Source organism: Bacillus cereus group sp. N11, assembly GCF_016483605.1.
Taxonomy (GTDB): domain Bacteria; phylum Bacillota; class Bacilli; order Bacillales; family Bacillaceae_G; genus Bacillus_A; species Bacillus_A toyonensis.
In genome coordinates this window covers 28,716-52,342 of sequence record NZ_JAEHBN010000030.1, presented here as the reverse complement: position 1 = coordinate 52,342, position 23,627 = coordinate 28,716, and the positions used below count along the sequence as shown (strand labels likewise).

Below are 23,627 nucleotides of genomic sequence, written 5' to 3'. Positions count from 1 at the left end.
AAACTCTTTCTTCATGGCAGGAAGTTTGGCAGAGCATGTACCATATGTCAAACCTTTTCCTGTTTCTTTGTATGCATGATTCCATAGAGATAGGAAATGATTGAATACAAAACGAGAACAGCCAATCGTTTTATTGATTAGAATCGCTTGTGCTTTATTTGGATAGATACGAAATTTATATGCTTTACTGTTTCGCTAACTGGTACTCAAACTTCCAATGTAAATAATGATATTTCGGTGACATTTCTAGCAGGTGATCGTATGTCACTAAAAGTAACGACAGGAGGTGCAAATGCTACAACAGATACTGTAGCTCAAGTTGAAATTTTTTAATATACATAGACCCTTAGCGTACAAGGAAACGTGAAAAAGACATTGTTGTTGCAAAATTGTATTCTTCTTATCTTAAACAGAAGAATAAAAGCGTTAACATTATATTTATCGAGTTATGAGGTTTACATTCTCATTTAATGAATATTTTATAGGTCTATAAAGGCGTAGCGAAAATCATTCTTGATTACTCAGTAAAAAAAGACCTGACGTTATATATCAGGTCTTTTTCAGGTCTTATTCTATACCAACTGCATCATAGGCCTTCGCTACAGCTTGTATTTCTTTTGAATTTTTACCATATAAATCTTCTGCGGCTTGAAGTGCAGCTTGGCGCATCATTTTAAAATCAGATTTTGCCGTTAAATATTTTGTAAGAGCACGATAGTAAATTTTTTCTGTAGCTTCGCGGCCAACGCCACTTACTTCCACACCGTAATGCCAGCCACCTTCCGACAATAAATATGCTGCTTTATTATTGATACTACTGTTAATATGAACACCGCCATTATCATATGGTCCAGGATAATATTTTCTATAATGATCTGGATAACCTTGAGTGGGTTCTAATGGATTAGGAATAGAAGCAGGATGACTTAAGGATCGCATCGCATCCCCTGCTATATCCGGTGTATAAATATCTTCTCCTGCCTCCCAATCATCACGGTCTACCATCGCACCGAAAATATCCGAAAATGACTCGTTTAATGCACCAGACTCATCTTGATACTCTAAATTTGCTGTATACTCTGTTACAGCATGTGTTAACTCATGGGCAACTACATCTAAGCTCGCTGAAAATGGAATAAACAGTTTTCCATCACCATCACCATACGCCATATACACACCGTTCCAACTAGCGTTATTCCAGTTTTCTCCTACGTGAACAACAGAACGTAACTTCGCTCCTTTGTTATCATAGGAATTACGATTAAATGTTTTCTTATAATAGTCATATACTTTTTCTGCATTTGCATGTGCATCAACACCTGCTTTATCTTCAAAGAACTTGGATTTACTTTCAATTTCATAACCTGTATATCCCAGTCCTTTTGATGTTGAATTATAGGATTGTTTCAACAAATTTCTCCAATCAAACGTATAAACACCGTTTCCACGTTTACCATCAAATAAATGGAATGCACCTGTTTTTTCATTTTGAACAATTTCAAATGATTGTCTGTTTCCTAAAACACCATATCCAAAACCAGTAATATGATCGACCGCATTATATTTATTGATCACATTTCCATTTGTTGCATCAATAAAATAATACCAGTAGCCTGGTGCTGGTTTTGAAACAGAGGCTTTTACAAGATAGGAAAGATAATATTGTCCATCTTTTTCATAAACGTATAAATCTTTCTTCATACCATCATAGTTATCTACTTTTCCAATCTCTTTCTCAATACCAGCTTTCGCAATATTTACAGCATCATCTTCTGAAATGCTTGCAGTTGATGGGATATTTTTATTTTCTAAATTCGGTATAACTTGTCCAAAAAATGCTTTCACATTATTATTTTTATCAAGTGCTACTGTTTGATCAGATCCATATACAGGAACACCATTATATTTTTCAATAAGCTTCACATGCGTTGTTTCTGCTTCTGTGTCTTTTTCTTCTTTAACGATTTCAAAATGTTTCTCCATATTTCCTGCTAATTTAAACATGTCTTTCTTACTCTTTAAATACTCGAACACAGTCTCTTTTTTATCTAGTCCTTCTGGTGCTTTCCACTCTTCTCCAATATAAGATGGTGTTTGAAATTCTTGGTTGTATTGAATCTTTTGCTCTGCTGCATATGTACGTGACGTTCCAAATGTCGCAAATGCACCTAAAGCCATAGATACAGCTAATGTTGAAGATAAAATCACCTTTTTCAAAATACCACTTCCTATCCCATTTTTTAACACTTTTATACAATTCTAGATATGATAGTAAATCGCCTCCTATTTGAAATTATATAAATATAAAACATAAAATTCAGATAACAAAACTTATAAACATTTCATGGTCATGCAAAAGACGTAAAATCATATGAGAACCAACTATTTGTACGATATGGTCACAGTACCGTAGCCCACAAACCTATATAGTCTGTTGTGGGAGGGGTTGATGGCACACCGCAATCTTGCACGTCAGCGATACTAGAAATCGCCTTCGCCTTTGGTAGCAAGAATCCCACTGACGTTAGTCAGCTTGTGTCTTTAGCCGTAGGAGTGTCAAAAAAACGCTAAGTTGAATACAACAAAAGTCTTGCAAATCTATAAAAATAAAATTAGTGGCTCTGTTGCAAAGTTTACTAAATGAGTCTATACTCCATCGCTATCTGATGAGTATGCTATATTTTTAAAAAAACCAATATACTTGTGACCATGTAAAAAAGCACCCTGTAAACAGGGTGCTTCACTCTACCTAATGACTAATATTAGCAGTTGGGTATAAAGTCGTTCCTCCAATTGAAACTTTTATTTCATTTGTTAATGGAACATTTTGTTCATTAATAATTGTTCGCCACCATTCCCATGCAAGACCTGTACATTCTCTCGCTACGACTTTTACATTTTTTGAATTCGGTGGAAGTGGTATTACTGTAGAGTAATGAGCCGTTTTATCTTGGTTGTTTCCTTCCCAAGTTTTATGTGTTAATACTTCTTTCCCATTTGCATCATATGAGAATTCATCCCAAGATACATCAAATTGAGCAACATATGCACCGTAATGATCAAGCGTCATTTTCGCACTTGAATATTCTGTAGTTGTCGTCTCAATATAATCTGTATTGTTATGAACAGCAGCAGTTGCGTTATCTTTTAAGAAAGTGCTTGTATATGAAATTGGGTATGCTGGATTTTTAGAACTTAATTCTGCATTATCTTTAATAATATTTCGGATTTCATTAAAATCTTTTGTAACAACTTTATTATGCTCTTTTGCATCTCCGCCTAATACGACAGCGGTAAAGGTACTTTCTTCAAAAATATCTTTGTACTGTCCACTCGCTTCAACACCTTGACCCTTAATTAGAGCTTTAAAAGCAGATTGTACATCTTTACTTTTTGATGATGTTTCTAATTTTACATAAACGGTTCTACCATAGGCTACATTTGACACCATAACAGGCGGAGCCGTATTACTTACCCCTTTACGAGTCAACTCTTCAAACGTAACACTGTTATCAAAAAGATCAGATGGATTGTTAGGTAGTTCAGCACTTACGGTATAAAATATTTGCTTATATGCCGCAACCATCACTTTTTTCTCTCCATTTGCAACGGCATTAAAGTCAATGTTTAGACTGTTATCAAGATATTTAGCGTTGACATTAAGAGCACTTGCGATTTGTGATTTACTATACACCATGGACTCTGTATACTGCATTCTTGCAGGTAACGAATGTGTTGATGCATACTTCTCATTCCAAGTAGATACTAAATCATCTACTGCTCCAGAAACATTACCATATGTCGGATTTTGGACAGATATCGTATTTTCTTTTCTCATTCCAGGTAAGTCTATACTAATATTTATAGGTTTTCTCTTAGCCACTAATAAACTAGGTTGATTATCAGCAAAAGCTTTATTTGCAAGTTGTACTGCTCCTGGATACGTACGATTAGCCACAGAATCAATAATGGAAATATCCACAGGTGAAGTTGTAAGTGATTTTTTCTCACGTTCCACTACTACAAATTTACCATTTGAATTTGTACTTTCTTTCGGAACAAAACTCTCTACTTTATCCCCATTTACTGCTAAAATATCTCTACTATCATACTTTAAATTTGCTATACCAGTATCAATGCCAATAGCTTGTTTGGGTGCATTAGCTGAATTACTTTTAGGTGTTTCCGCTAATGAAATAGATGAATAATTAATAGTGCAAAAGCCGATTATTAAACTTGCTAGTAATTTTTTTCCTTTTGTATTTCTTGTTGTCTTCATAAAAATCAACTTCTTCCTTTTTTCGTATTGAGGTATAATAATTATTTATAAATAATTGCTAAATAATGAACTTACATAAATGCTTTTAAAAGTTCTTGAATTAATGGGAGTACTCCACCTATAAATTTTAAAATTATCATATTATTTCCACCCCTTTTGTTGTTGCTAAGATGTGATTTATCTTTATACTCTCATTATAGTAAGCGCTTACAATTCTATCAATACATTTTTATATGTAATATTGCATATTAATAGTGTTAAAGGAACTTTACTCACACAAATAATCTGTATATCAATTCATCTTTGATATACAGATCATTTGTATTATAATTTTTATAAATAATTGCTAAATAGTGAATTTACATAAATGCTTTTAGAAGTTCTTGAACTAATGGGATTGCTCCACCGATAAATTTTAAAACTGCCATTGCTATTTCCATTTAATTTCCTCCTCTTTTGTTAGTACTAGGATTTGATTAATCTTTATACCCTTATTATAGTGAGCGTTTACATTTGTAACAATACTGTATGCAATATTGCATATTTATACGTTTAGACAAAAATTAGACCTCTATTAGTCATTCTTTAATGGTAGCATAGCAAGGTGAGAGTCTTTAAGGGTTCTTCTTAATAGGAGGAAATATGGAAAGAGTACAAGAGATTTACAGTAATCTAAAATTTAAGAGTTGGGTTAAACAGGTATTAGCTGTGGGCGGAATGGTAGGGTTCTGCTACTTTGTGTTATATGTTTTCTGTTTCTTATTTGATATGTAAAAATTATACGACTACACTAGTGGAGTCTTGCCTAGAGAGGTAAGGCTCTCTTGTTGTACTTGACGATGAACAAACTGCATACAATACTTCTTAGGTTCGTCAGATTACTCTGTATGGTGCCTTGTTCCTCTATGTTCTAGAACCAGTAACTCCTATCATTGAAAGTAAATAAGCTTCCATTTATATTGAAAACATAATTGTATTGATAAAAAATGTACTTTTACTAGATACATATTAAAAAGACAAGCATAAGTTATATTACATTTTGGTAAAATCTTTTTGTATACATCCATCTCTATATAAACATATAAATATAATATATTAAAAATAATTTAAATGCAAGAATACTAGTAGTGGAACCGCCAGCATTTTGCTAAATAGCCTACGCTATGCGGAAGTCATTTTAAAATTCTATGTGTCGATTTTTTCTTTACCCTTACGGATAAACCACCATATCAAAGCCACAAATAGCACGAAAAGCGGTATTATTTGAATAAAGAAAAATCCTTTCCAAAAATAAAGTGGATTATTATATGTAAATTCTGTTGACGCCTCATTTGTATAAGAAAGAAAGAAACAAACGAACCTACCAAACAAGAAATTGGAATTGAGAGTAGATTTATCGCTAAACAGATCATTATCAATGATAGATTTTTAGCCTTAATTTTTGGTGAAACAGACATGAAAAATAAAGATATTGAAGTACCTGATATAAGAAAAAATGGTATTACATAAAAAATTAACATAATATCCCTCCATGATTTTGATTGTACCATCAGCAAAGACAATTTTGTGCAAATTTGCATGAATAGGGTACTCATGCGAGGTTAACATAACGTCCTTTTATCGGTAGCAAGAAAAAGGCGAATCCCCTTTGAAAGTGGAGATTCGCCTTTTTCTTTTTCTATAACCCTATTCATCTTTTTATACATTCTTGGGGTCCCACCACATGCCCATCAACTTAAGATTTTGAAATACCCCAAAACGAAAATTTTGTGTATTATGCTCGTTTTTATTATTTTGAGGTAACCCGTCCTTTTTAGCTTGATAGCGATGTGGTGCTATCCTAGTAAAACAGCTTTTTATTACACTGAAATCTGATAATGGAAATAGAATACAGACCATAACCTTAAATTACATGTATCTAGGCTGTACCCAGTTTCAACTATTTTGCCGAAAGAAAATAAAAAGGGGCAATGTTAAGACTTGTAGCGCTTAACCATAAATACACATAAAAAGAAACCAGGCGGTAGTAAATATTAAAAATATTACGGAAAAGTGTATATTAGGAACAAAAAAAGACACCATAAGGTGTCTTCCTGCGACTTGAACCATCTTAATTTTAATAATATGTATTGGACTCCCATCCGAATATTATTTTATCATGTTAAGTAATGTTTGGGTACCGCCAGCATTTTTGAAGAAAAACACGCTAAGCAAAAAATACAATAAGCTGCCCATATGGACAGCTCATTTACATAATTCTCGTTATAGGAAATAAATATCAATCACTGAGCATTAATATTCTTTAACTGAGTAACAGTTCCAAATCTTTTTTGTTTTATATGAGTCCTATAATGATTATAGGACTGAAGTATGATTCGAAATAGCGTTGATTATATGATTCCAATCGTCACAGTGAATCTCGTGACCCGATCCTTCTAGGGTTAGTAACAAAGCATGGGGAATTTCATTAACAAGAGCAAGACCATGCTCGTATGGAAGCACTATATCCTCTGTACCATGGATAACCAAAGTAGGTATATTGATTTCTTTTAACTTCCCCTCATAAGAATCATCACCTTTAAGAAGGGAGTGATTAAACATACTGAGTAGGTTATTTGCTCGTTTTATTTCTTTTTCTACCTGCTTATAAACCCTCTTCTCATCGAATTTATGATTTGAACCACAGAGTAAAGCTGATCCTGTAACCAAGTAATTTGCAACAGATTCTTCATCTGACCAATTTAGTTTGGCCGCATTAGCATGGTAAGCGAGTATCTTCTCATCGATTGGAGGTAAATTCCGGTTGTTGTCTTCAGAACCAAAAATACCTGATGCAATCAAAGTTATACTTAGAACTCTCTGAGGGTTCCTTAAGGCTACAATTTGAGCAATCATTCCACCCAATGACATTCCAACAATATGTGCTTCGTCAATATGATATGCATCGAGTACTCCAATCGCATCATCAGCCATATCTACCACAGTATAGTGGGAACTCCCGGGTTTATAAGTAGTTGACCGTCCGACATCTCTATTATCATAACGAATAACATATCGGCCCGTATTAGCTAATTGTTGACAAAATTCCTCATCCCAATAAACCATTGAACACATGGCTCCCATAATCAGTAAGACTGCTGAATCTGCTGAATTGCCAAAGCTCTCTGTACATATATCAATTTCATTAATTTTGATAATCTTTTCAGTCATGATTAACTCCTCATTTCATTCGTATTTAGTTAATAAAAAAGACACAATCAAATAAACCCACATATTTTTTTTAAAAAATAGTTGGGCATAACGAATTGTGTTTAAAATTAACGTAAACGAATGAACTTGATAATCATGTTAAACACTCTCCTATAAAAAGGGAATAAGGGTAAAACCCTTATTTTGATTATAACATAGCTCTATCAGTAGTAATATAGGTTCACTTTTTCTTATTTTATAATTAAAAAAATAATTCTTATTGTATGAATCTGCACTCTTAGTTGAAGAAAAGACGATGTATACAATATCCAAACCTAATTAACATAACGTCTCATTATTGTTAGTAAGAAAAAGCTAGATTATCCGCAAAATTGTATAAAATCTTGCATACTCTTAGCATGGCCTTTTTCCGAAATGCTGTCGAGACCGAGACCCTTTTAATGTATAAAGAAAAGACCCCCTAAGGTGCCTTCCTCCGACTTGAACCACTTTAATTTTAATAATATAGTTCTGATTTTAAAAACTACAGGGATTTTTTTGGGGCTTTGTAAGTAGTTTTTAAGAAATTATGAGTGATTTTTTTTATTTTGGTTTTCAAAATAGTTTTCTTTAATGATTTTTATAAGATATTCTTTTTCTGTTAGTTCAAATATAAATAATGCTTTTTTCATGATATCAGCAACATCTTCTTCATTATGTTGTTTTAATCTTAATAAATTCCAACCCTTTCCATAGTAGAGTTCACCTAATAGGTATAAAGTATTTAGGTTAATAGCTAATTTGATACCTATATCATTGTATTTTATTGCCTCTTCATGTTGATTTGTATGGCCTAAAATTTTTGCTAAATTAAAAATGATTTTTAATTTAATTTCTTTATCTCTAGGAAAATCTAGCTTATTAAAATTAGTTAAACATCTTCGTAATATATTAATACTTTTTTCATATTCTTTATTTTCCCCATGAAATATAGCCATTGTCTGCATAATCTCTATTTCTCTTTCTGATAAACAATCCATATTGGTTAAAGTTAGTTTTAATGCATGATTTAAAAGATTTAAAGCAATTTTTGTTGATTTATTCACCATAAATATAACGATTGCTTCATGCCATAGTAGAAATTGTTTATCTTCTGTTGATTGGAAATTATTTTGGTTTTTCTCTTGTTTTACTATTTCATAAAGTTCTTTATATTGTTTTTGCTTTGTACAATCTCTCATTACATATTTTACATTTTCTATATATTTTAATTTTTTGTTTTGAGTTAATGCAAATATACTATTTGGATCAATACCAAGTCTTTCTGATAATTGGTATAACAATATGCTAGATGGATAAATCATACCCTTTTCTATCTTGCTAATTTGACTTTGTGAACATATTCCATGACATAATTCGGATTGTGATATATTTTTTTTAATTCGAAGTTCTTTAATGGTAATACCCAAATCGTTAAATTCCATCTTTTCACCTACTATTTAGCACTTTATTAGCATAAGAATATTTTCTAATTCTTAATGTAATGTAAAATTTTTATAGTTGCAATTATTGGTTAATTAATAGTGCATATATCAGTCTATGTTTTTCGGTACTCGTAATTGCAGTAGTTATTTTTGTTGTTATGATTATGACGCAATAGATGTTCAATCAAGAAGAAATTATTCTAGGAAACAAGATACTGAGTAATTTACATAAGGACCGTACCCTTTCCATAGGATGGCGAGGCTTTTTAATGTACAAAAGAAAAGACACCCAGAGGTGCCTTCCTCTGACTTGAACCACTTTAATATTTAATAATATGTATTGGAATCCCATCCGAATATTATTTTACCATGTTACATTATTTTGTTCATTGATGGGAATCATCATATTGCCATCAACCTAAGAGTACCTACTACCTTTTATTGTTATAAATATTATTTTACCTAGATTAATAAGAAGAGATGAAAAAACACCTTCACAAGGTGTCTTTTTTCATTATAGAAATATCTTAAATAGGACTCTTTTTTATAGTCTAATTGCAAAACCTTTGGATATTTCAAATAAATAACTTTAAATCAGTCTCTATATACTAATTAATTCTTAAAAATGTAAACAGACGTTTGTTTAAAATATTTTAGTTATGAATCAATGTGTGAGGTATGATGAGTTCCGTGTTCAATTGTCTACTTAGTTAACTTCTCATTTATTATATAAAATTTATCGCTACAAGTTCTTCTTAACGTTTTTTCATGAGAAGTAATCAACTTTTAAACTTTTTTTAATATTCGAAACCACTATTTGTAATCCAATCCATATTTTATTGATACCAATATAGTTACAGGTATGCTAAAATCCATTTGAAACATTGCTTTTGGGAATGTAATTGCTATTATAATCGCAACTTATTTTCTACAAACTGATTGGATTTCAATCCAAATTGCGGTTTTATTCCGCAGTCCTTAACAAATTGTTAAGGACCTTTTTTATTTGTTCTTTAGTTGTGAAAAAATAAAATTTGCAAAGATATAAAATTTTCATAATGGGGTTAGTTAAAATTATTAGCTTGATGGACATGTGGTTGGAATCCTTTTAAAGAAAAGATTAGAAGAATAAAAGAAAAAAATGAGAATATATTTACAATCGTGAGAAAAAATGTTCTTTGTTTTGTTGTGAATAAAAAGGAGGTATGTCTGATGAATTTCATTCATATTGAAACTAAAAATCATTATAAAAGTGAAAAAGAAAATGAAATGAATAGTATACCAATTATCAAGCGGGTATATTATGAAAATGGAGAAATTAAGTTCGAAATATTAGAAGATAAAAAAATTCCTATAGCATGGTTAGATAAGTAAAAAAAAGGTACTCATTCGAGTGCCTTTTCTTTTATTCTTAAGAAGGTTTTTTACGTTCAAATTATATATGCCTTTAGATATATGAACTACCGAGAAGTGATGTTAATTGACATATATACTATATGCAAGGGATAAAAGTTTTAAAATGGAGATGAATTTCATATTGTATAAAAAGGGATTGGAGATATGAAATTAGTTTATTAGAGAAAAATGGTGTGAAGTTTTTTTATTGATTTTATTTTGCGTTTTTGATGCATTTATTAGTTATGATAAGAGTTTTTGGAGGTGAATTATGTTAAATGAAGAAAGATGGAAAGGTCTTATACCAGATGAATATTTGAGTGCTTCTGCATTAGATCCAAATTTGATTGGTCCTACATTACCACCTATTCCACCTTTTACTTTTCCAACAGGACCAACAGGGCCAACAGGATCAACAGGAACAACAGGACCAACAGGACCAACAGGACCAACAGGATCAACAGGGCCAACAGGGCCAACAGGACCAACAGGATCAACAGGATCAACAGGATCAACAGGATCAACAGGATCAACAGGATCAACAGGATCAACAGGGCCATTTGCCACTAATACCAATGCTTTTATAGTAAATTTTACTACTACAGCTCTTATCCCTCAAGGTACAGGAATACCATTAGATACTAATTTAATATTGACACCAGGAATATCACATACACCTGGTTCTAGTGTTATAAATTTAGATGCTGGTACTTATTTAGTTGAATATAATACTGTATCGCAAGCTCCAACAGGTAATTTTGTATCTACTAGAGCCCTTCTTAATGGTTCTACTATTACTGGAGCTATTGTTGTTAGTCCGCAAGTAGCTTCTGGAACATTTCAATCCTTAAGTTCAGGATTTCTTGTTATAGCACCTAATCCAGTTAATACTTTGGAAATTGCTGCTGATTCTTTAGGAGGGAACATTTATAATTCGCAGTTTGCAAGTATTCCAAATGTATCTGTAAGAATTGTTAGATTAAGCTAATAATCCACTTGTTTACTTGATTTTTAATGTATACTTTTGTTATATAAATTGAGGGTATCAGGGGAATTAGTGAGAAGTCAATAATTTAGTGGGGATGAATGTAAACTAATGGGTAAAAGTTTACTTTGGAGTTTTGAATCATTTTATAACTAATTTTGTAATAAATTTCTCAATACAGATATAGATGTTATATATGGTTGTTATATCGAAAATTAACAAAAAATATAATACTATAAAAATTAAGCTGGTTTCTGTCACTTGTTTTTCTCTTACGCTAAAGATAAGATCGTGTTCCTGGATCTTATCTTTTTTATTTAAAATTCCAACAGGAATGGAGTTCGTGAATTTTATAAAAAGAGAGAAGGTAATTTATTGCTCTTTTTCTACATCAACTTTTATTGTATATTTTGGGGTTACTTGACGTTTACATTTATTTTAAAAAAAGTACTCGTATGAGTACTTTTTCTTACCATGTCATGTAAAAACATTCTAAACTTACTTACATGCATACAATTATCAAAGATGGTTATATAATTGAGAAGATTGTAAATTATCAATCTACGTTTATATGATTAGGAAAGGAGCTAAAAGCTGAAAATGTTAGAAATCATTTTTGTTGCTGTATTACTTTTATCTAGCATCACTCCCATCTTTATCGAACGAGGTTTGACGAAAAAAAATATAGTCATTTTACTGATTAATTATGTATTCTTATTTGCCATCATCATTGTAATTGGTGCAAACTGGCGTATGATCCCCGCCTATTTCTTATTGTTCGTTTTAACATTACAAGTTTTTTTGAAGCCAAAAACTACAGCCGTTTCTGAAAAGTTAGTGATGAAAGTTTTAAAAGGTTTAGGAATTATCGTAACTACTATCGCAATGTTTACATTACCTTTACTTTTTCCGATCATAACACTCCCAGAGCCTACTGGAAAATATACAGTAGGAACGAAAGCTTTTCATTTAATTGATACAAATCGAAAAGAAACCACTGTACCAAATAATCATGAAAATCGTGAGTTAATGATACAAGTATACTATCCTGCCGAAAAAGGATCAGGGAAGCCTTCTGCTTATTTTGAGAACATAAACGAGCTGGCTGAACAATTGGCAGTAACAAACGGTGCTCCGTATATCGTAACGACACATTTAGGGCTGACAAAAACACATTCTTATCAAGATGCTAAGCCACTTCAAGATAAAGAAACATTCCCCCTCCTTTTATTCGGCCATGGGATGGGATTATATGGTCAACAAAATACATTCCAGTTAGAGGAATTAGCTAGTCAAGGCTATGTAGTAATCGCTCTTAATTTCACAGGATATGCAGCAACAACGATTTTCCCTAACGGAAACCGTGTAGACTCTATACCAATTGAATATACACCTACTGACTTAAATAACATAGTTCAAAAATGGGAACAGGATACTACTTTTGTTTTAAACGAAGTAATAGAAGGGAATTTCGATAAAAGTTTTAATACTATCGCAGACTTAATTAACTATGACAAAATTGGAATGTTCGGTCACTCTTTTGGCGGAGCAACTTCCGCACAAATGTTAGTAAAAGATACGCGTATTAAAGCCGCAATTGATATGGATGGCGGATTGTATGGTGATCCAATGCCTAAAGACGGTCCTCAGAAACCATTCATGTTGATGAATGCTGAGGCTACGATTCATTATATGAAAGAAGCTAAAAATCAAAAGACAACCGGAATCCAAAATGAATTATTGGAAATATCCTATTTAAGAAATAAAACTATTGAAAAACCTGGCGTGTACACAGTGGTAATTCCAAAAACAAATCATACTAGTTTTACAGATTTAGCAGCATTTTCACCTATTATTAACGAACCAGACGAAGATGTAGCCGCAAATTATACACTCATTAATAAACTAGTAACTAGCTTCTTCGATCAAAATTTAAAAGGAATAAACAAAAATCATTTAGAAGAAATTCAGAAGCAATATCCTGAACTTCATCTGATTAAACACTAATAACCATTTTCCGAGTTATGTAACCCCTCCTTATACTTGAGGGGTTTCTACTTTAACACAATTATAAAAAAGGCCCCATCACTGGGGCGCTCAAAAAATAATATAAGTAAATGAATTAAAACAAATAACAGACATCTAATAATTCCTTAACGTACGAAATTCACGTTATGTTGGCGAGACCCCTACTTATACTTACTTTCTAACATCGCATAACGCAATAGCTTTAACTTTGTTTCTTTTTTCAATGCTTTCCATTCCGATACAGCAATCTTTATTCTTAATTCCTCCATTAAGGGATACAGACCGCAAAACGGAATAAAACCACGCTAAGGATTTTTGAGCCATTTTAACGCTAATTTAAATTGTGTTGTATTGGATGCTATAAGGAAATCGAAATAACACTTCTTAGCAAAATTAAAAATAATAAAGAAGCCGAATTCCTTAACAGGTGGAATTCGGTTTCTTACTACAATATTTAACTTTAATTAGGAAAGGATTGTCCAATTTAAAAGATAATATATTTATTTATATTTCGGATCGAAAGGTTTTACCTAACTGGTTACCAAGACCAAAATAATGACGGAAATTATATATAAGTGGGCTCCATTTATTTGGGTCAATATGATTTTCTTCAAGAATGATTTCCTTATGAGCGTGTACATGTATAGCTTGTGTCTCAACAATTGCAAAATCAGGAGAATAATCAGGAATTCGAATATGTTTCACCCTTGCCTCAATTTGAATTGGACACTCCATAATTCGAGTAGGTTTTACCGATTTAGACTCAGTAGGTGTTAATCTACTAATATCATATTTTTCTTTTTCATATGTAAACCCATTCTTTTTCTTATAATCCGGAACAGGATTTTTCCCTGTATAGGGCGCTAATTGTTCAACATTCTCCCATAATGAAGGACTCGGAACATTGATTACACATTCAGGATGTCGTTCTAAATTTTCAATAGCTTTCCCACCAAGTCCAATTCCTAATATAATACAATCTCCTAATGCCCATGATGATGACATAGGGCTGATGTTTACTGTTCCATCTTCATTTAGTGAATTTAGTAAAATCACAGGAGTTCCGTAGTATAGAATTTTAGGTTTAATAGTCTCTGTGTTTGAAACCTGAGTCATTTTTTTCATCTTTATTTCTCCTCCTATTCATATGTTCTTCCCTATTTATTGTAGAATATAAACATTTCGATTATCATCGAAATATGGATTACATTAGGGGGAAATTAAAATGAACGCAAATCCAAATGTAGCAGTGATTGCTACTCTTGTGAGTGAAGCTTCTCGTGCAACAATATTAACAGTCTTATTAGATGGTAGATTCCACCCTGCAAGCGAATTAGCGTATATGGCAGGAATCAAACCACAGACGGCTAGTTTCCATTTGACAAAAATGGTCGATGCGAATGTAGTTATAGTTGAAAAACAGGGGAGACATCGATATTATGGAATTCGAAATCCGGAAGTTGCTCAAGTTATGGAGTCATTTTTATCAATAGCTCCACCCATTGAAATTAAATCATTAAAACAGGCTTCGGAAGATAAAGCGATGCGTTTTGCAAGAACATGTTATGATCATCTTGCAGGAAATTTAGGAGTACAATTAACAGATTCTTTAATTAAAATAGGTGTTATTTATGAAGAAAAGGACGGTTTTACTGTTACTGAAAAAGGGGAGCCATTCTTTACAAATTTTCAAATTGATCTTGAAAGGGTTAAGAAAAAGCGTCGTTCATTTACACACAAATGTTTAGATTGGAGTGAAAGACGTCACCACCTTGCGGGAGCATTAGGAAATGCCCTTCTAGAAAGACTATTAGAACTAAATTGGGTTCAACGTTTACCTAAAACAAGAGCAATAAAAATCACTTCTGACGGGAAAAAGGGACTAAAAGAAACATTTTCTTTTGATATTACAAACAACTAAGTTTTGAATATAAAACAGCCGATTTAGTCTTAAAGGGATTAAAGTCGGCTATTTTGTGTTGAAATTTGCTTAACGTGGTTTTTTTCCGAAATGCTGGCGGTACCCATTAAATAGCAAGTGTAGAGATTGCTTGTTTATAGATTAGTTGTTGTTTACCATGAACCATCATTAGGACGGTAAATTTATCTGTTGCAAGAATCTTTCCACGTACTGGAACGCCATTCTTTAAAAATACAGTAACTTCTCCTTTTTTCTCTTTCAATTGTTCATACATATCTTCTTGTAAGTTATACATGAAATGCGCCCCCTATTTTTAGCTACTTTTCTTTTAATACTTTCTGCCTTCCATTGTGGTCTATTTGTATTTCCCATTCACCTTCTATTTTTCCAAACCATTTTCCTATTTTGCTTACATTAGATAGTAAGATCCTCATGATTCAACTCCTTGCCTTTTAGATGCTTATGAACACAATATATACATTTGGAACGATGTTAATTATTCATATAGGATACCGTCATATTGATATAAAGGCGTTATCCTTTCCTATAATTTCTCAGAAAGAATAACGCCTTTTTCTTTTTAGGGGGTATTTTGTCTAGTTAGCTTGATAGCGATGTGGTTCTACCCCTTATAAATGTTACAAAAATCTTTCAAATGGCTCTAACTTGCACAATGCTTCCCGTTAATATAATACGCTGATTCTGTGAAAACCGTAAATACAACCTCTACTTCTGGAAGTCCAAAATCCATTACATATGTAGTAATGGCCTTGGCAAATCGATCACGAATTTCCTGTCCACGCTCGAACCATTTCACTTCAATAAGAGGAAACGCTTCTATTTCTTCTCCATTGAATACAAACGTAGAACTTGGTAGTTCCAACGTAAAATTATCCGTACCACACTCACAAATCTCTGCGAGCTCTTCTACTAATGGCTTGCTTATGTGTTTTAATTGTTCAGTAGTAATTCCACGAAACACAACATGCGGCATGTGAATCCCTCCGTTAGATAGCTTTATATTTGCTCACATCATAGCACAATTTATTCTGCTGCACTAGAATCTATTGATACATTTCAATGACATTCTTAAGAATGATCATATGTTATTGAAGCAATACAAATATTGTAACTATTTAAAACATGTGAGAGCTCGGTAATTGGGTAAATAAAAAATGCCTTATCACATTCTCCCTGTAAGGAGGCATGAGGGGACCTCTATTAGGAAAGGGATGGTGCGCTTATATATTTTTTTAAAAAAAGACACCCTAAAGTGCCTTCCTCCGACTTGATAACCACTTTAAAATAACATTGGATTCCCATCCGAATATTATTTTACCAAGTTAAGTAATATTGGTCATTGAGAAAGTCAAATACGTAGTGTTCATATATAGTGACCCCTAGGATCAAACAAGATTTAATACAGTTTTTTGGTTGATCCAAAGACAAACAAGAACCCTAAAACCGCGCAAAGATAGGAGTGTATAAAAAAAGCATAGATCCGTAGAACAAAAAAGAAGGTTCCTTGGTGAGATTACGGTTTCCACTGTTCCTTGCTACTGATAATGGGACGTTATGTTAACTAGACGTGTATGAGATATACAATCAAACAAAGTTATTTTCCATTTTCATTCTTATTTTGAAATAGATGCACAATCAAAAGTCCACCAACAAATAAGATTGGAAATCCTACGACTATATATAATCCGTTTTTTGGTATTCCTAATATAATTGCAAGATAAACTAAAAGAAAAAGCCCATAATGCTAAAATTATGATTTCTAACATCTTCTTTTTCATTAAAAGTTAAGCACCCCAAATCCCCTTAAAAAGTTGTATTCGGAATGTTATAACAAAATCAAAAAAAGACCCTACAAGAGGGTCTTTCATGGACTAATATTAAGCTTTTTGAACATTAGTAGCTTGTAGGCCACGTTGTCCTTGTTCTACTTCAAACGTTACACTTTGTCCTTCGTCTAAAGATTTGTAACCGTCGATTTGGATAGCTGAGAAATGTACGAATACGTCTTCTCCATCTGCACGCTCGATGAATCCAAAACCTTTGTCTGCATTAAACCATTTTACTTTACCTTGTTCCATAATTATTGCCTCCTAGTGTGGATACCCACACATATGTTACTACCCTTGCTCAAATACCTTAGACGAAAAACAAAATTTATTCTTAATCTCAAACCGAACAAAAATAGGTCTTTATTAAATTAACATACTTTCTAAAAAATAGCAAATTTCAAAACTAAGTCCTTATGGTAATTAGCCACTAATAGTGGTTGTTGGAGAAAAAGTCACTATGATAGTCATCACAGCAAGAAGTTGCCAAAGGACCTCGACAATATCATTAGTTTGATTTTTTTCAGACATTCAACAACTGATAAAATTAGCTGTCTTCGAGTTAAATTTTATTTCTGATAACGAATTTTACGTCAACTAGTCTCTCTTGTGGGGCTAGTTTTTTTGTTTAGCATGGGTTTTTTCCAAAATGCTGACGATACCCCTTTTAAAATTTAATGTAAACTAATGGGTATAAGTTTACTTTCAGTAAAATAACAAATTGTAAGTAGCGAATCCGCTTCTTTTTTATTTTGCATAGAAAAAGGAACCCTAATAGGCTCCTTAATTCGATTCAGAAGTTGTGTAGTTTTTTTTGATGATATCTTTTATGTTGATAATTAAGGATATAAGGAATCCAGCAGCTAGGATACCGTTTACCCAGTAATATGTATTCCCTGATGTAAATTTATTATAAAAGGAATCGACATTATAATATACAAAGCCTGCTGAAATCACGGTAAAAATTACTAACGTACCAAAACTTTTCATACTGTTCACCTCAATTCTAAAATTTCCGACTTTTTTACAATTATACATTTAAATAAAAAGACTTACAAAGAAATTATCATAAGGAAGAGTTAGACAAATGAGGTATCGCAAGGATTTTGGAAAAAAACACGCTAAGCAAAAAAATATAATAAGCTGTCCATATGGACAGCTTATTTACATAATTACTGTTATTGGAAGTTAGTTCATTAAAAATTTTTTAATGGTTTTAACAACTTTATTTGTTTCCTCAATATCAGGAAAATGTGCACTATGTTCAAATACAACAAGATGAGAATTCTTAATGTTGTTTGCTATTTCTTTACTAATTTCAATCCCAGTATTACGATCATGCTTTCCAACAATGATTAATGTATCAACTTTAATATTCTCTACACGTTCAATAAGTGGTATACATGGTTGATTTTCAAAAAGAGTTTTTGCTACTATTCCTGTATTAATTAATCTACTTTCTTCCCACAAACTACGATTTAGTTTGGCAAATTTCTGATCAATAAACAACAAGCTATCCACTGTGTCTGTATCAACTAATTGCCAAACTTGATTATATTTTTCTTTTAAGGATATTTTTGAATTACATAGAGTATCTATACGTTGTTTAACTTCACCTTGTGCTATTGCTGAAAAACCGTTTAATTGAATGTTATACATGCGTTCATAATCTCCTATGGACGGTGCCTGTAATATTAATTTTTCAACAAATTTAGGATATTTCAAAGCATATTCTAGACATAATTGTCCACCAAATGAATAACCCAATAAATGTATTTTTGGTATTTCTAATACTTTTTTTAATTCCTCTAAATCCTCTACAAGAGTATCTATAGAATAGTCATTATCATTGTTTGGTGCTTGAGAACGGCCCGATCCCCTTTGTTCGTAATAAATCACTGTTAAAAATTCTTCTAGTTTCACTCCTATTGTTCGTTCAAATACATAATGATTGCCACCAGGACCACCATGAACAATAATTAGAGGAATTGTGTTATGTTTAGATCCTGCAATTTTACACCAGTGTTTTATCCCCTGAAGTATAAGATATTGTTCGCCATCTTTTAGTTTACTAGTAATCACTATTTTCCCACCTTATGTTGATTTTATAGATTCTATTTTTATATGTATTAGATTCTTATTTAAAGATTGAAATCCCTGTTATATATTCTATACATATTCAGTTAACATAACGTCCTATTATCGGTAGAAAAAAAAGGCGGCCCCTTACTCTCACAAGGAATCCGCCTTTTTTTTTCTATCATTTTATACATTTCTATTGTGGCGCGAGTTTTCGGGTTCTCGTTTATTACTGGATTAGCCGAAAAACTGTATAAAATCTTGTATGCTCTTAGCGTGGTTTTATTTCGAAATGCTGTCGATACCTCTACTTATAGTTGTTTAATCTTAAGGTAAGATGCTTCACTCCACTAAAAAATATAACAATAAATTCGTTTAGAAATCTAGGTGTTAATCAACAATCGCGTCCCATTGTTGATTAACATTGAGATTCATCATCTGTTCTCGGTTTGTTTAAGAAACGGCCCTTGTTATTGTATATTCTTTAATAAGAATTCTGTAATCTCTTCATTTAGCTCATGATGGAAATATTCTCGATTAAATCCATGTGGATCTTGTGAAGGAAGAAAAGATGCATTTGTCATTTCTTTTGGAAATGGACTAAGAAACGAAAAATGTCCCGCGTTTTTAACTATTCTATGCTGAATTTTAGTACTGTCAGTTATCCCATTTAATATAATTTCTGCATGAAAATAAGGTGCAAGTTGATCTTTCTCCCCAACAAGCATTAAAATGGGGATGTTTATGTCTTCCAAAGCACCTTTTGTTTTAAACCAAACTGAAGCTGGTGCTAAAAGAACTAAAGATTTTATTCTGTAATCAGGTGTAATCTTGATAAGATGAGATTTCTCATCAGAAGACTCATAAGAGAAAGAGGTTGGTACTCCTCCCGATGCTGCTAATGCTGTGTATCCTCCCATAGAATGTCCGATGACTGAAACAGAATCAGGTTTTAAAGTTTTTGCAAAATCTTCACTATTAAAGAACCAATCGATTGCCATAGAAATATGCTTTGGCCTAATGGTTAGATTATCTACTGTACCTTCCAAGGTATTGTCGTTTCGATTATTGAATGGATGTTCAGGCATTCCTACTACAAATCCGTTACGAGCCAAGTGACGAGCAATCGTTCGATAAACTAATGGTGAACCACCGGTGCCATGAGATATTAAGACCAATCTAAACACACCTTCTCGAGGTTCAGCATTACTTGAAACATTCAAATGATAAGGTCCAATATTTTCAAATTTTTCAGGAGTATTTGTTGGATACATAACAAACATAGGAAAAGTTATATCTAATTGTTCATCAAAAAGCTCAACCCTTCGATAGCCAGCGAACATTACATCATTTTTTTCTATTTCTTCATTCATCAAATTCATCTCCTATTAACCTTTAATTATTTATCCTCGTAACCTTATTAATAATACAATTGCAATAATCCCTTTATAAGCTCAATAGGTCGTAGTTGGAAATAAAAGTAAGACTATGACCTGTTTTTACACGTATCTCGGCTGTACCCCTAGACGGTGTGTTCCCACCCTTCTGCATGTGCAGAAGTTGCTTAGTCAAATGAAGAAAAGGAGTCCCTGCATAGGTGCAGAGAGAAGATGGAAAATCCGCTTCTCATGGGACCTTGTCTTTGTTGATGCTAAGAAATCCCCACTTCAAGCGGAAGCGAGTAAGTGGGGGAGGTTCATAGTGAATTATTTTTGTACTTAAATCACTTAATCTCTAAAATCATTGCTAGATCGATTGCATAATTCGTGCGAGTTCTTTTTCTAAAGCAGCGGGCTCGTTTGCATAATTGTAAATCCCTAAAAACTTCTCTATAGCCTCTGGATGGGAACTGATTAGCTTGTTGACAGCATCCTGTTGTTCAGATATGCGTTCATTCTTCGAAATTTGGCATCCCATGTGAAACCGAACCATAAACTCATCTTCTATTGCCTTTTGATATTCTTCAGACATTTGATTTGATTGATCGGATTGTCCCTTATATTTTGATAGAATATTGGATAATATACGTGCTCCACATATAGCATCATGGATACCCTGCGCCATGCCAGGATCTTTAAAACAAACTGCATCTCCAACCAACGCCCATCCTTTTCCCATTCCTTTATACCAGTAATTATCATATCCGAGAATGCCTTTGACCGGTTCTACTAGTTCTGCATTTTTCAAGCGCTCCCCAATTGTTGTATTCGGAAAGTTATCTGTAAAGAAATTGCGTAGACAGCCTTCCGGATTCAATTTCAACCGTTCTATCAATTCCTTATTTTCTAATGGGAAAATGCCGACAATTACATATAAATCATCATTCGTCGGAAAGAGAATGGCTGTGTTATCTTTTATCTTGTATACTTCAAATTTAGGGACATTATCGTGGCGAAATCCAGAGAAATACCCGAAATAGATGCCGACTGTTGCCGGAATACTTATTTTGAGTTCACTTTTTACCAGCTTGCGAATAATAGAGGATCGGCCGTCTGCCCCGACTACCAGGCGAGCTAAAAATTCTTGTTTCTCGTTGTCGCCGTCTAAACCTTTCACGCCTATCACTGTTTCGTCATCACGGATGACATCCGTCACACGAAATCCTTCTAAAACAGTTACATTCATTTGGGATTTGGCTTGTTCAAGTAGAATATGATCGAGATAAGTTCTTCTAATACAATAACAACTTTCCTCTCCGTAAACCTCAGGGATGAGACCTTCTATCACGGTATCCTCAAATTGAAATTTAATATCCCGTACCGGCGGTGCTTTTGTTTCCAATAACTTGTCCAGGACACCGGTTTCTCGAAGAAGAGCGACAGTATTATTGAAAAAGGTATGGGTTGATAATGTGTCCCTTGGAAAATTCGCTCGGTCCACTAACAACACATGGAAACCTGCCTTAGCAAGATAAATTGCCAGGGTAGAGCCGGCACATCTAGCACCGGTAATGATGACATCATACGTCTTATTCATCGTATCACTCCATTTTCAAGTATAATTATTAACTTGCTTATCCATTAGCAGAGTTCTAAAGTTAATGCCCCTACGAGTTAAAGTAATAGGGAAAATTGATAAGAATGCACTACATACATAAAGTATGGAAGCTAAAACGAAATAAGTACAGAAAATTCCCACCTGCTATACAATTAAAAAGAATTTGTGGTAAAAATCGGAATGATAATTTAAGTATTAAATAAAGGTCAGTTTACTTGTCTCGTGAAGAGTTAATAGGGGTATCGCCACATGCCCATCAACTTAAAAATATTAACTACCCCCAAGAGTAAAAAAAGCTATTCTTACTAAAAGAATAACTTTTTTTCATTATTTAAATATGATTTCATCTGAATTTAATGGAGATTTCTCCTACAAAAGTAGTAGAATTTTTGTTTGAATTTGCTACCTCAGTTGGGTTTATCATATTTCAATTTCGATAGAATAGTAAATAGGTATATCGGATATGGAGATACATTACAATGATTATACATACTTCAGATTTAGAATTACAGTAACTACTTAACCCGTAGTTACTAATAAAGAAAGGAATAAGCAGAATGATACAGAACATATACGAAACTCATTTACATGTAAGAGATTTAGAAAAGGCAATAGATTTCTATCAAAATAAGCTAGGGTTAGCATTAGCAAGAAAACTATCCAAAAGAAAAGTGGCTTTCTTTTGGGTAGGAGAAAGTAAAAAGCAAATGCTTGGACTATGGGAAGTACATAATATTGAAGATTTTGAGATGAAACACTTTGCTTTTGGTGTAGATTTAGAATTTCTAAAGACTTCTAAATTGTGGTTAGAGAATCGTGGAATAGAAGTGGTAGGAAGTCAAGGAAAAGGAAATCAAGAGCCAATTGTCCAAAGATGGATGCCAGCTGCAAGTGTATACTTTCTGGATTGTGATGGAAATAAATTAGAGTTTATTTCTATGTTACATGATAATCCAGATGAATTAGAATATGCATCCTATTTAAGTGAATGGGATGCGGAACACCAAGAAAAATAAATGAGATTGTATCTATAAAACGAAAAAAACGTTATCCTTTTTGTAAAAATATACAGAAAGGATGACGTTTTTTATGAATCTTTCGATTCAAAACGAACTACAATTATTTGCTGAAGAATTATATGGACATCTTACTCCTTCATTTTTAGAAAATCTTGCTAGAGAACTAGGTTTTGTACAACGAAAACGTAAGTTTTCAGGTCATGATTTAGCCATTATCTGTGTCTGGATTAGTCAACGGGTATCGAGTGATTCTTTAGTGCGACTATGTAGTCAACTTCATGCTGTTACAGGAACTCTTATTGAGTCCAGAAGGACTCAATAAACGTTTCAATAAATTGGTGTTTCACACTTTCACATTTTTGAGGAAGGCGTCTTCTGTCGGAAAAACGATAAAACTCAATAAT

At 32.9% G+C, this 23,627-nt stretch carries 18 protein-coding genes and 2 pseudogenes; 6 read left to right on the top strand and 14 right to left on the bottom strand.

What is annotated here, in order from left to right; all coding sequences use genetic code 11:
- The 6 genes and pseudogenes from JDS98_RS28530 to JDS98_RS28510 form a co-directional block, all read right to left on the bottom strand.
- On the bottom strand, positions 1–168 hold a 168-nt coding region (locus JDS98_RS28530; RefSeq protein ID WP_199634580.1), incomplete at its 3' end, for a helix-turn-helix domain-containing protein.
- Between the two features lie 399 nt (positions 169–567).
- Positions 568–2,217, bottom strand: coding sequence for a M4 family metallopeptidase (locus tag JDS98_RS28525; protein WP_199634576.1), 1,650 nt, complete (start codon positions 2,215–2,217; stop codon positions 568–570).
- Positions 2,218–2,749: 532 nt separating this feature from the next.
- Positions 2,750–4,279, bottom strand: coding sequence for a thiol-activated cytolysin family protein (locus JDS98_RS28520; protein WP_199634575.1), 1,530 nt, complete (start codon positions 4,277–4,279; stop codon positions 2,750–2,752).
- Between the two features lie 1,185 nt (positions 4,280–5,464).
- Positions 5,465–5,799: pseudogene (locus JDS98_RS30415) on the bottom strand (hypothetical protein).
- An 835-nt stretch (positions 5,800–6,634) separates the two neighbouring features.
- Positions 6,635–7,489 carry an alpha/beta fold macrolide esterase gene (gene mle / locus JDS98_RS28515; protein ID WP_199634574.1) on the bottom strand — a complete coding sequence of 285 codons (855 nt, stop codon included), beginning with the start codon at positions 7,487–7,489 and terminating at the stop codon, positions 6,635–6,637.
- Between the two features lie 566 nt (positions 7,490–8,055).
- The gene (locus tag JDS98_RS28510) at positions 8,056–8,952 is read right to left on the bottom strand and encodes a helix-turn-helix domain-containing protein (protein WP_098855060.1); all 897 of its coding nucleotides are present in this window, start codon (positions 8,950–8,952) and stop codon (positions 8,056–8,058) included.
- Between the two features lie 1,212 nt (positions 8,953–10,164).
- Between JDS98_RS28510 and JDS98_RS28505 the strand changes: the two genes are divergently transcribed.
- The 3 genes from JDS98_RS28505 to JDS98_RS28495 all read left to right on the top strand — a co-directional run bounded on the left by JDS98_RS28505 (position 10,165) and on the right by JDS98_RS28495 (position 13,339).
- Positions 10,165–10,326 carry a hypothetical protein gene (locus JDS98_RS28505; protein WP_199634573.1) on the top strand — a complete coding sequence of 54 codons (162 nt, stop codon included), beginning with the start codon at positions 10,165–10,167 and terminating at the stop codon, positions 10,324–10,326.
- Between the two features lie 292 nt (positions 10,327–10,618).
- Positions 10,619–11,335 (top strand): exosporium leader peptide-containing protein, encoded by a 717-nt coding sequence (locus tag JDS98_RS28500; RefSeq protein WP_199634572.1) that lies wholly within the window; start codon positions 10,619–10,621, stop codon positions 11,333–11,335.
- A gap of 597 nt (positions 11,336–11,932) precedes the next feature.
- Complete coding sequence (locus tag JDS98_RS28495) at positions 11,933–13,339, top strand: alpha/beta hydrolase family protein (RefSeq protein ID WP_098911330.1); 1,407 nt, start codon at positions 11,933–11,935, stop codon at positions 13,337–13,339.
- A 525-nt stretch (positions 13,340–13,864) separates the two neighbouring features.
- Here JDS98_RS28495 and JDS98_RS28490 read toward each other — a convergent pair.
- Positions 13,865–14,485, bottom strand: coding sequence for a flavin reductase family protein (locus JDS98_RS28490; RefSeq protein WP_000738849.1), 621 nt, complete (start codon positions 14,483–14,485; stop codon positions 13,865–13,867).
- 100 nt (positions 14,486–14,585) lie between these two features.
- Between JDS98_RS28490 and JDS98_RS28485 the strand changes: the two genes are divergently transcribed.
- Positions 14,586–15,281 carry an ArsR/SmtB family transcription factor gene (locus tag JDS98_RS28485; protein WP_199634571.1) on the top strand — a complete coding sequence of 232 codons (696 nt, stop codon included), beginning with the start codon at positions 14,586–14,588 and terminating at the stop codon, positions 15,279–15,281.
- A 106-nt stretch (positions 15,282–15,387) separates the two neighbouring features.
- Here JDS98_RS28485 and hfq read toward each other — a convergent pair whose 3' ends face one another.
- From hfq to JDS98_RS28450, 7 genes are all read right to left on the bottom strand, one after another.
- Positions 15,388–15,576, bottom strand: a complete 189-nt coding sequence (hfq, locus tag JDS98_RS28480; RefSeq protein WP_000282532.1) for an RNA chaperone Hfq — start codon at positions 15,574–15,576, stop codon at positions 15,388–15,390.
- 366 nt (positions 15,577–15,942) lie between these two features.
- Positions 15,943–16,275 (bottom strand): DUF1904 family protein, encoded by a 333-nt coding sequence (locus tag JDS98_RS28475; protein ID WP_001120954.1) that lies wholly within the window; start codon positions 16,273–16,275, stop codon positions 15,943–15,945.
- A gap of 904 nt (positions 16,276–17,179) precedes the next feature.
- Positions 17,180–17,380, bottom strand: coding sequence for a cold-shock protein (locus JDS98_RS28470; RefSeq protein WP_000434814.1), 201 nt, complete (start codon positions 17,378–17,380; stop codon positions 17,180–17,182).
- A 531-nt stretch (positions 17,381–17,911) separates the two neighbouring features.
- A complete protein-coding gene (locus tag JDS98_RS28465; protein WP_098712075.1) occupies positions 17,912–18,118 on the bottom strand; it encodes a hypothetical protein in 207 nt (68 codons plus the stop codon).
- 198 nt (positions 18,119–18,316) lie between these two features.
- Positions 18,317–19,210 carry an alpha/beta fold hydrolase gene (locus tag JDS98_RS28460; RefSeq protein WP_098712074.1) on the bottom strand — a complete coding sequence of 298 codons (894 nt, stop codon included), beginning with the start codon at positions 19,208–19,210 and terminating at the stop codon, positions 18,317–18,319.
- Positions 19,211–19,677: 467 nt separating this feature from the next.
- Positions 19,678–20,580: an alpha/beta hydrolase family protein gene (locus JDS98_RS28455; protein ID WP_141506616.1), complete on the bottom strand. Its 903-nt coding sequence runs from the start codon at positions 20,578–20,580 to the stop codon at positions 19,678–19,680.
- Positions 20,581–20,953: 373 nt separating this feature from the next.
- On the bottom strand, positions 20,954–22,183 hold the full coding sequence (locus tag JDS98_RS28450; RefSeq protein ID WP_199634570.1) for an NAD(P)/FAD-dependent oxidoreductase: 1,230 nt from the start codon (positions 22,181–22,183) through the stop codon (positions 20,954–20,956).
- 578 nt (positions 22,184–22,761) lie between these two features.
- Between JDS98_RS28450 and JDS98_RS28445 the strand changes: the two genes are divergently transcribed.
- Together JDS98_RS28445 and JDS98_RS28440 are read left to right on the top strand one after the other, a co-directional pair.
- Positions 22,762–23,220, top strand: coding sequence for a VOC family protein (locus tag JDS98_RS28445; RefSeq protein ID WP_000615633.1), 459 nt, complete (start codon positions 22,762–22,764; stop codon positions 23,218–23,220).
- 73 nt (positions 23,221–23,293) lie between these two features.
- Positions 23,294–23,585: pseudogene (locus JDS98_RS28440) on the top strand (IS4 family transposase); the annotation flags it as partial.
- Positions 23,586–23,627: the final 42 nt, after the last annotated feature.